The organism is Streptococcus sp. DD10, from assembly GCF_001578805.1.
Classification (GTDB): domain Bacteria; phylum Bacillota; class Bacilli; order Lactobacillales; family Streptococcaceae; genus Streptococcus.
Genome location: NZ_KQ969162.1, coordinates 1 through 9,622 on the forward strand (window position 1 = coordinate 1; position 9,622 = coordinate 9,622).

10 protein-coding genes and 1 pseudogene are annotated in these 9,622 nt (G+C 40.2%); all 11 read left to right on the forward strand.

Annotation, left to right across the window (positions count from 1 at the left end; genetic code table 11):
* The first annotated feature begins 275 nt into the window (after positions 1-275).
* The 11 genes and pseudogenes from ybeY to smpB all read left to right on the forward strand — a co-directional run bounded on the left by ybeY (position 276) and on the right by smpB (position 9,379).
* The gene (gene ybeY / locus STRDD10_RS07240) at positions 276-773 is read left to right on the forward strand and encodes an rRNA maturation RNase YbeY (protein WP_067194458.1); all 498 of its coding nucleotides are present in this window, start codon (positions 276-278) and stop codon (positions 771-773) included.
* Entirely contained in the window at positions 754-1,152 is a 399-nt protein-coding gene (locus STRDD10_RS07245; protein ID WP_067194461.1) for a diacylglycerol kinase family protein, read from the forward strand. Before ybeY ends, STRDD10_RS07245 begins: the two co-directional genes overlap by 20 nt.
* Positions 1,153-1,414: 262 nt before the next feature.
* On the forward strand, positions 1,415-2,314 hold the full coding sequence (gene era, locus STRDD10_RS07250; protein WP_067194464.1) for a GTPase Era: 900 nt from the start codon (positions 1,415-1,417) through the stop codon (positions 2,312-2,314).
* A gap of 208 nt (positions 2,315-2,522) precedes the next feature.
* Positions 2,523-2,993 (forward strand): 8-oxo-dGTP diphosphatase, encoded by a 471-nt coding sequence (locus STRDD10_RS07255; RefSeq protein WP_067194467.1) that lies wholly within the window; start codon positions 2,523-2,525, stop codon positions 2,991-2,993.
* Positions 2,994-3,070: 77 nt separating this feature from the next.
* A complete protein-coding gene (mutM, locus tag STRDD10_RS07260) occupies positions 3,071-3,898 on the forward strand; it encodes a DNA-formamidopyrimidine glycosylase (RefSeq protein ID WP_067194468.1) in 828 nt (275 codons plus the stop codon).
* Positions 3,895-4,491, forward strand: coding sequence for a dephospho-CoA kinase (gene coaE, locus STRDD10_RS07265; RefSeq protein ID WP_067194471.1), 597 nt, complete (start codon positions 3,895-3,897; stop codon positions 4,489-4,491). Before mutM ends, coaE begins: the two co-directional genes overlap by 4 nt.
* Positions 4,492-4,913: 422 nt before the next feature.
* A pseudogene (locus STRDD10_RS07270) lies at positions 4,914-6,117 on the forward strand (multidrug efflux MFS transporter).
* Positions 6,117-6,266, forward strand: coding sequence for a 50S ribosomal protein L33 (gene rpmG / locus STRDD10_RS07275; protein WP_067194473.1), 150 nt, complete (start codon positions 6,117-6,119; stop codon positions 6,264-6,266). Before STRDD10_RS07270 ends, rpmG begins: the two are co-directional and overlap by 1 nt.
* 39 nt (positions 6,267-6,305) lie before the next feature.
* Complete coding sequence (gene secG, locus STRDD10_RS07280; RefSeq protein ID WP_067194476.1) at positions 6,306-6,539, forward strand: preprotein translocase subunit SecG; 234 nt, start codon at positions 6,306-6,308, stop codon at positions 6,537-6,539.
* Positions 6,540-6,594: 55 nt separating this feature from the next.
* Positions 6,595-8,949 (forward strand): ribonuclease R, encoded by a 2,355-nt coding sequence (gene rnr / locus STRDD10_RS07285; protein WP_067194479.1) that lies wholly within the window; start codon positions 6,595-6,597, stop codon positions 8,947-8,949.
* Positions 8,912-9,379 (forward strand): SsrA-binding protein SmpB, encoded by a 468-nt coding sequence (gene smpB / locus STRDD10_RS07290; protein WP_067194481.1) that lies wholly within the window; start codon positions 8,912-8,914, stop codon positions 9,377-9,379. The genes rnr and smpB overlap by 38 nt, the downstream gene beginning before the upstream one ends.
* Positions 9,380-9,622: the final 243 nt, after the last annotated feature.

Genomic DNA, 9,622 nt, shown 5'->3' on the forward strand with positions numbered 1-9,622 from the left:
ATGAAAAGAATCAGTTTTTGGATAAAATCCGTCAGTTAGAGGAGGAAACGTTTTTGAGGTGCTATGAATGGAATGATTATAGAGATATTTGCAGTCTTGGTAGTGAGGCAATTGGTGTAAAATTTGAAGGTTGGAATGGTACTCTATAAAAGGAATCCATCAAAGGAAGTCCTTAAAAAATTAGTGAAGAGTTTTTTTGTTTTTTCGGTAGAAAATGTGGGTATAATAGCTTCAAATATGGTACAATAGAGCTAGCAAATTTGGAGATGAAATAGATGTATATTGAAATAATAGATGAAACAGGTCAAGTATCTCCGGAAATACTAAAGCAAACTGAGGAAATATTGCAGTTTGCGGCCGAAAAAATTGAAAAATCGGACAAAGAAATGGCAGTTACTTTTGTTACAAACGAGGAAAGTCATCGGTTAAATCTGGAGTATCGAGGAATTGATCGTCCGACGGATGTCATTAGTCTTGAATATAAGCCTGAATCAGGGATTTATTTTGACGAGGATGATATAGAGGCTGATCCTACATTAGCAGAGATGCTGTCGGAAATGGATGCTTATTTGGGAGCCTTATTTATCTCAATAGATAAAGCTCGAGAACAGGCGCAGGATTTCGGTCACTCCTTTGAGAGAGAGATGGGATTTCTCGCAGTGCATGGTTTTCTTCATATCAATGGTTATGATCACTATACGCCTGAGGAAGAAGCGGAAATGTTTGGTTTACAGGAAGATATTTTAAAGGCCTATGGACTCACAAGACAATAAACGGAAGTGGAAAAATCGTGATTTGATTTCCAGTTTAGAGTTTGCTCTAACTGGAATTTTGACTGTTCTAAAAGAAGAACGAAATATGCAAAAACATGCTGTCATGGCAGTGTTAGCTTGTATCTTAGGCTTTGTATTTCAAGTTTCTCAAATTGAGTGGCTCTTTCTTCTACTTAGTATCTTTTTAGTCGTTTCTTTTGAAATTATGAATTCTGCTGTTGAAAATGTTGTAGATCTAGCCAGTGAGTATCACTTTTCTATTTTAGCAAAAAATGCAAAAGATATGGCTGCAGGTGCTGTATTAATTGTTTCAATATTTGCTGCTATAACAGGGATGATTATTTTTATCCCTAAAATTTGGCTCATCATCTTCGGTTAAACACGCACTTGATATTGATAGAAATGTAAAATACAGGGTGGAGTGCAAAATGTTGGGTGAAGTATGTTATTATAAATTTTTACAAACAATTAGAAAAGAACGCAATGCTAACTACTTTTAGTAGGTTTCTTTGCTAGTTGTTGAAGTAGTTACTGTAGGGAGGGGGGAAACGCATAGAGTCAGTACTGTCTCAGATGTGTCCACCTCCCTATTTTCATAAGAGAATGATAGAATTTCTATCCTTAGAGATAAAGGAGAAAATATGGCATTTAAATCAGGATTTGTGGCGATTCTTGGTCGTCCTAATGTAGGAAAATCGACCTTTTTGAACCACGTGATGGGACAAAAAATTGCAATTATGAGTGACAAAGCTCAAACAACCCGTAATAAAATTATGGGAATTTACACAACTGATAAGGAGCAAATTGTCTTTATTGATACACCAGGTATCCACAAACCAAAAACAGCTCTTGGAGATTTTATGGTTGAGTCTGCTTATTCAACCCTTCGTGAAGTAGATACAGTCCTCTTTATGGTACCTGCTGATGAGCCTCGTGGTAAAGGGGACGATATGATTATTGAACGTCTTAAGCAGGCTAGAGTGCCTGTTATCTTGGTAGTTAACAAGATTGATAAGGTTCATCCAAACCAGCTTTTGGAACAGATTGATGATTTCCGTAACCAAATGGATTTTAAAGAGATTATTCCAATCTCAGCTCTTCAGGGAAATAATGTTTCCCATCTTGTGGATGTTTTGAGTGACAATCTAGAAGAAGGGTTCCAATACTTTCCAGAGGATCAAATTACAGACCATCCGGAGCGATTCTTAGTATCTGAGATGATTCGTGAGAAAGTTTTGCAATTGACGCGTGAAGAAATCCCACACTCAGTTGCTGTTGTTATTGATTCGATGAAGCGTGATGAGGAAACGGATAAGGTTCACATTCGTGCAACCATCATGGTGGAACGTGATAGTCAAAAAGGAATCGTCATTGGTAAGAAAGGCACCATGCTCAAGAAAATTGGTACGCTTGCCCGTAAAGATATTGAGTTGATGCTAGGAGACAAGGTTTTTCTAGAAACCTGGGTCAAGGTCAAGAAAAACTGGCGGGATAAAAAGCTTGACTTGGCTGATTTTGGTTATAACCAAAAAGAATATTAACGAAGTCACGCTGGATGTCCTTTTAGACTTAAATTAAGTTTAAAAGGAGAATAAATCTAATAGGTACCTTTAGTAGCATATTTAAGTATTTGAGCCCCCTTAAAGAAAGTCGATTTATCCTTAAGTAAGATTAGAAAACCCACCTTTTTGTAGAGGGGTAAAAAATGTTGAAGAACTCTTAATTTGTATAATGAAAGTAGGATAGTTTATGTCACGTAATCAGGAAGTTATTTTAACCAATATGTGTTTCATTGAGGATAAAGATGGACGCTTTGTGATGCAATTTAGGGATCCTATGAGGTATGATTGGTCTGGTGCAGTTTTTCCAGGTGGACATGTGGAACCTGGCGAGAGTCTACATGCGTCTGTTATACGAGAGATTTTTGAAGAAACAGGCTTACAAATTGAAGCCCCTCGTCTTGTAGGGATTAAACATTTTTATACCAGAGAGCAAGTTCGTTATCTGGTCTTTTTATATCGAGCGTATTCTTTTACAGGTGAGTTAACTTCTTCTGAGGAAGGTGAGGTGCGCTGGGTAACAAAAAAAGAGCTGGATGAGGGTGAAATCGCATTAGCAGAATCTATGGAAGAAATGCTTCCAGTATTTTTTGAAGAGAACTATTCCGAACTTTATTACGAGCGAGATAGTGGGGGAAATTATCAACAGTATTACTTTTAAAATAATGTCCATGAAAATTTTTGATGTCTTATGGGCTGAAGAAGATAATAGTGATAAGGGGGTTGAGAAAGGAAATTATGCCGGAATTACCTGAGGTTGAAACCGTTCGTCGGGGACTAGAAGCATTGATTCTAGGAAAGAAAATTGAGAGTGTGAAGATTGGCTATCCCAAGATGATCAAGACAGACTTAAAAGCTTTTCAAGAGAAGGCTCCTGGACAAGTCGTTGAGAAGATGGGGCGTCGGGGCAAATACTTACTCTTTTATCTGACGGATCAGGTCTTGATTTCCCATCTGCGCATGGAGGGCAAGTATTTTTATTATCCCGATCAGGTTCCTGAACGCAAGCATGCCCATGTTTTCATCCGGTTTGAAGAGGGTGGGACTTTGGTTTATGAGGATGTTCGCAAGTTTGGAACTATGGAATTGCTGGCTCCAGAGCTAGTAGATTCTTATTTTCTTTCCAAAAAGCTCGGTCCTGAGCCAAAAGAAGACGAGTTTGATTTGCAGGTCTTTCAAGCTACTCTTGCCAAATCTAAAAAGCTGTTCAAATCGCATCTCTTAGACCAGACCCTGGTAGCTGGATTGGGCAATATTTATGTAGACGAGGTTCTCTGGCGGGCAAAGATTCATCCGAGTCGTATCTCTTCTAGTATAACCAATCAGGAAGTGGTAGTTCTTCACCAGTATATTATTGAAGTCTTACAAGAAGCGATTGAAAAAGGTGGCTCCACTATTCGATCGTATAGTAATGCATTTGGTGAAAATGGAACGATGCAGCATGCTCATAAAGTTTATGGTAAAACAGGGCAACCTTGTTCTCGTTGTGGAGTTATAATTGAGAAAATTCAATTAGGTGGACGAGGGAGTCATTTTTGTCCCAATTGCCAGCGAGGTGATGTATGAGTAAGACAGTTGGAATTACAGGTGGTATCGCATCGGGGAAGTCTACTGTGACCAACTATTTGAGAGAGCAGGGCTTGGTCGTCCTTGATGCGGATGCCGTTGTGCACGAATTGCAACAACCAGGTGGTCGTTTGTACCAGCTTTTGCTGGAGCACTTTGGGCCAACAATTCTTTCGGAGGATGGAAGCTTAAATCGATTAGTTTTAAGTCAGAAAATTTTTTGTGATGATAGGGAGCGGAATTGGTCAGATCGTACGCAGGGAGAAATCATTCGTCAAGAACTGAATAAAAGAAAAGAAAACCTTGCCCAAACAGAGTCCATTTTATTCATGGATATCCCACTTTTGCACGAACAAAACTATGATGAATGGTTTGATGAAATTTGGCTAGTTTATGTGGAAAGAAGTAGGCAAATCGAACGCTTGATGAAACGAAATCATCTGACGCAAGAGGAGGCGAAACTGAGAATTTCTCGTCAAATGTCATTGGATGACAAGCTCCTACTTGCAGATGTTGTCTTTGATAATAATGGAAGTATGAAACAGTTAGAGCATCAGGTGGAGACAGCTTTAGAAAGGCTGATATGGAAGTAATCAAGTAGTTATCTGGTAGACTTGATGAATTGAGGTAAGTCTTACTTTTTTATGTAGGGGTAGAAGTTATGTGATGCATCAAAAGATACGATATCTGATACCATGGAACAACTACTACTGTATTGAGTTGTGGTTGACAATCAAGGGCAACAGGATGGATTAAAAAATATCTTATCTCCTTGAAATATTGCAGTGGGGCAGCAGATGAAAGTTTATTAGTCGAACGACCTTCTGTAACTTGGTTTAGAAGGAATTAGGTTGAATACGGATAAGATAAAATATAGCTATAGACTTGATGTTTCTGTTTTCTTCTCCCTATTTTTTAATACGATGTGCCCCATATAAGCATCCGCTGGATACGAAGTTGAAGATAGATGCGCCTTCCTTTGCTCTATAATCATTAAAAATAGAAAGAAGAAGATATGGGAATTGAAGAACAAATCTGGCGACAAAACTTAAAAATTGCTTGGTTTGGGAATTTTTTAACAGGAACTAGTATTTCCTTGGTGACGCCTTTCATGCCATTATTTGTGGAGCAACTAGGTGTCAATGGTCATGACATTGAATTTTATGCAGGTTTAGGAATTTCTCTTTCTGCCTTATCGGCGGCTTTGTTATCACCTATTTGGGGAATGTTGGCTGACAAATATGGTCGTAAGCCAATGATGATTCGTGCGGGACTAGCAATGACTTTTACTATGGGTGGGCTGGCTTTTGTTCCTGATGTTTTTTGGCTACTTTTTCTTCGTTTTTTAAACGGTGTTTTTGCGGGTTTTGTCCCTAACGCTACGGCTTTAATTGCAAGCCAAGTTCCTAAAGAAAAGTCTGGTTATGCTTTGGGAACGCTTTCTACTGGTGTAGTGGCTGGGAATCTTCTTGGTCCTTTCATCGGTGGTGGTATTGCCGAGATATTTGGCATTCGGAATGTCTTCCTATTAGTTGGCTGTTTTTATTTTTGCAGCTATCTTAACAATCCTTTTTATTAAAGAAGATTTTCATCCAGTAGCGAAAGAAAAAGAAGTGAAAGTTGGGCAACTATTTAGTTTGATTCGTTATCCTCATCTGCTTTTTAATCTTTTTTTGACGAGTTTTGTGATTCAATTTTCTGCTCAGTCTATTGGTCCGATTTTGGCGCTTTATATTCGTGATTTAGGACAGAAAGATAATCTGATGGTTGTAGCTGGATTAATTGTTTCAGCTATGGGGCTGTCAAGTATGTTGAGCTCAAGTATTTTGGGACGTCTAGGGGACCGAGTTGGAAATCATCGATTGCTATTATGGGCTCAGTTGTTTTCTGTGGTCATTTATCTTCTTTGTGCTAATGCAAGGAGTCCTTTAGAATTGGGTGTTTATCGATTCCTATTTGGTCTAGGTACAGGGGCTTTAATACCAGGAGTTACTGCTTTACTCAGTAAGATTACACCTAAAGTAGGGATTTCAAGAGTTTTTTCATGGAATCAAGTTTTCTTTTATCTAGGCGGTGTAGTTGGCCCAATGGCAGGTTCATTTGTGGCTGGTTTATCGGGTTATCATGCAGTTTTTTATGCGACTGCCAGTCTCGTTTCTCTTAGCCTAGTCTTCAATCTCATCCAATTTAAAAAATTGCTAAAAGTAAAGGAGTTCTAGTGCGTGTAAAAATTAATTTAAAGTGTTCTTCTTGTGGAAGTTTAAATTACCTGACTAGTAAAAATTCGAAAACTCATCCAGATAAAATTGAGGTGTTAAAATACTGTCCCAAAGAAAGAAAAGTGGTTCTGCATCTTGAAACTAAGTGATATTTGTGGTACAATGATATAGATTTCAAGGAGTTTACTATGTATAATCTATTATTAATTATTTTATTAAGTATCTCAGCGATTCTCATCATCGCGATTTTTATGCAACCAACAAAAAATCAATCAAGTAATGTTTTTGACTCAAGTAATGGAGAACTTTTTGAACACAGTAAACCACGTGGGTTCGAAGCTGTTATGCAGCGTTTGACTGGCTTTTTAGTCTTTGCTTGGTTGTTGGTTGCCTTGCTATTGACAATATTGTCAAGTCGATAAGAAAAAGTAGGCAGGACAAGGTCTTGTCTATTTTTCTAAATGTTGGAAAAAGAAAATGAAACAAAGTATAAAAGAGTATTTACAGGAGCAAGGGCAGGTCACGATGAACGACTTGGCAGTAGCTCTAGGAAAAGAAACATCTAAAGATTTTCGAGAATTAGTAAAAGTCGTCTCACTCATGGAGAGACGGCATGAATTAATATTTAGGGAAGATGGGCAACTCAGTCTTGTAAAAAATAAGGTGAATGCCATTACCCTTAAAGGGACCTTCCATGCCCACAAGAACGGCTTTGGCTTTGTCAGCCTTGAGGGAGAGGAGGACGACCTTTTTGTCGGTCGCAATGATGTTAACCATGCCATCGATGGTGATACGGTTGAAGTTGTGATAAAAAAAGTTGCTGACCGCAACAAGGGAACTGCCGCAGAAGCCAAAATTATTGATATCCTAGAGCACAGTTTGACAACCGTTGTCGGTCAAATCGTTCTGGATCAGGAGAAGCCTAAGTACGCTGGCTATATTCGCTCGAAAAATCAGAAGATTAGCCAACCCATTTATGTCAAAAAACCAGCTCTCAAGCTAGAAGGAACCGAGGTTCTCAAAGTCTTGATTGACAAATATCCCAGCAAGAAGCATGATTTCTTTGTCGCAACAGTTTTAGATATTGTTGGGCATTCAACAGACGCTGGGATTGATGTATTAGAGGTTCTCGAGTCCATGGACATTGTGTCTGAGTTTCCAGATACCGTCCTCAAGGAAGCAGAGAATGTGCCGGATGTCCCGTCTGAAAAGGATCTAGAAGGGCGTCTAGATTTGCGAGAGGAGCTTACCTTTACCATTGACGGGGCGGATGCCAAAGACTTGGACGATGCAGTGCATATCAAGGTCCTAAAAAATGGCAATCTGGAACTTGGAGTTCATATAGCAGATGTGTCCTATTATGTGACGGAGGGTTCTGCTCTGGACAAGGAAGCTCTCAACCGTGCCACCTCTGTTTATGTGACAGACCGTGTGGTGCCAATGCTTCCAGAGCGTTTGTCAAATGGGATTTGTTCCCTCAACCCTCAAGTCGACCGCCTGACCCAGTCTGCTATTATGGAAGTGGATGAGCGGGGGCAGGTGGTTGCTTACACCATTACGCAAACAGTCATCAAAACCAGTTTTCGGATGACCTACAGCGCTGTCAATGATATTTTAGCTGGCGATGAGGAAAAACGGCAAGAATACCAGAAAATCGTCCCAAGTATTGAGCTCATGGCCAAGCTCCATGAACGTTTGGAAAGCATACGGGAAGAGCGTGGTGCCCTCAATTTTGACACCAGTGAAGCCAAGATTTTGGTGGATACCCAAGGAAAACCAGTGGATATTGTCCTGCGTCAGCGTGGGATTGCGGAGCGCATGATCGAGTCCTTTATGCTCCTTGCCAATGAAACGGTTGCTAAGCATTTTAGCAAGTTGGATCTGCCCTTTATCTACCGGATCCATGAGGAGCCTAAGGCTGAAAAGGTTCAGAAATTCATTGATTATGCTTCGAGCTTTGGGTTGGCCATTTATGGAACAGCGAGTGAGATCAGTCAGGAAGCCCTCCAAGCAATCATGAGAAGAGTCGAGGGGGAGCCTTATGCAGATGTGCTGTCCATGATGCTCCTTCGCTCCATGCAGCAGGCTCGCTACTCCGAGCACAATCATGGCCACTATGGCTTGGCTGCGACCTATTATACCCACTTTACCAGCCCCATTCGCCGCTATCCTGACCTCTTGGTTCATCGGATGATTCGTGATTATGGACGTTCCAAGGAAATTGCTGCACATTTTGAGCAAGTGATTCCAGAGATTGCAACCCAGTCTTCCAATCGTGAGCGTCGTGCTATCGAAGCAGAGCGTGAAGTAGAAGCCATGAAAAAGGCTGAGTACATGGAAGAATACGTAGGTGAAGAGTATGATGCCGTGGTATCCAGCATCGTCAAATTTGGCCTCTTTGTAGAATTGGCCAATACGGTAGAAGGATTGATTCACATCACCAACCTGCCTGAGTTTTACCATTTTAATGAGCGAGATTTGACCTTGCGGGGAGAAAAATCAGGAACAACCTTCCGTGTTGGTCAACAGATTCGTATCCGAGTCGAGCGAGCTGACAAGATGACAGGGGAGATTGATTTTTCTTATCTCCCAAGTGAAGTTGACCTAGTTGAAAAAGGTCTGAAAGGATCGAGCCGCAAAGACCGAGGACGTAGCTTTGGTCGTCGTTCAGAAAAGAAGGAAGACAAGAAAAGACAAGGTCATTCTAAAGAGAAGCACAAGCATTCACAAAAAGATAAGAAGAAAAAAGGCAAGAAACCTTTTTACAAGGAAGTAGCAAAGAAAGGAGCCAAGCATGGCAAAGGGCGAGGGAAAGGTCGTCGCACAAAATAAAAAGGCACGCCACGACTATACAATCGTAGATACGCTAGAGGCAGGAATGGTCCTGACGGGAACGGAAATCAAGAGCGTTCGAGCAGCTCGAATCAATCTCAAGGATGGATTTGCCCAGGTGAAAAATGGGGAAGTTTGGCTCAGTAATGTGCATATTGCTCCTTATGAGGAGGGAAATATCTGGAATCAGGATCCAGAACGTCGCCGAAAACTCCTTCTCCATAAAAAACAGATCCAAAAACTGGAGCAGGAGACTAAGGGAACTGGGATGACGCTAGTGCCTCTCAAGGTCTATCTCAAGGATGGCTATGCCAAATTATTACTAGGACTTGCCAAAGGAAAACACGACTATGACAAACGGGAGTCCATCAAGCGTCGTGAACAAAATCGGGATATTGCCCGGGTTATGAAACAATACAATACGAGATGAGGTCTTATTAAAGATAAAAGCGAAGAAACTATAATTCTGACTTTCAGAATAGTAGTTTCTTCGCTTTTGCTTATATAGATAAAGCACCACTATGATTTTGGAGTAGGCTTATCTTAGTGATATTGAAACTCTTGTCCATTCCTTTTTATTGTTATTATTTTGTAAGGAAAAGAGTTGAGATGAAGAGGTTAGCCGTGTGCCTTTTCTACTAATACTAGACTAAAATCAAAAAACATCTTATGA

Excerpts from the sequence above, each read along its gene's own strand:
- ybeY (WP_067194458.1), top strand. The coding sequence starts at position 276 with ATGTATATTGAAATAATAGATGAAACAGGTCAAGTATCTCCGGAAATA.
- mutM (WP_067194468.1), top strand. The coding sequence starts at position 3,071 with ATGCCGGAATTACCTGAGGTTGAAACCGTTCGTCGGGGACTAGAAGCA.
- smpB (WP_067194481.1), top strand. The coding sequence starts at position 8,912 with ATGGCAAAGGGCGAGGGAAAGGTCGTCGCACAAAATAAAAAGGCACGC.
- rnr (WP_067194479.1), top strand. The coding sequence starts at position 6,595 with ATGAAACAAAGTATAAAAGAGTATTTACAGGAGCAAGGGCAGGTCACG.
- era (WP_067194464.1), top strand. The coding sequence starts at position 1,415 with ATGGCATTTAAATCAGGATTTGTGGCGATTCTTGGTCGTCCTAATGTA.
- STRDD10_RS07245 (WP_067194461.1), top strand. The coding sequence starts at position 754 with ATGGACTCACAAGACAATAAACGGAAGTGGAAAAATCGTGATTTGATT.
- STRDD10_RS07255 (WP_067194467.1), top strand. The coding sequence starts at position 2,523 with ATGTCACGTAATCAGGAAGTTATTTTAACCAATATGTGTTTCATTGAG.
- secG (WP_067194476.1), top strand. The coding sequence starts at position 6,306 with ATGTATAATCTATTATTAATTATTTTATTAAGTATCTCAGCGATTCTC.
- coaE (WP_067194471.1), top strand. The coding sequence starts at position 3,895 with ATGAGTAAGACAGTTGGAATTACAGGTGGTATCGCATCGGGGAAGTCT.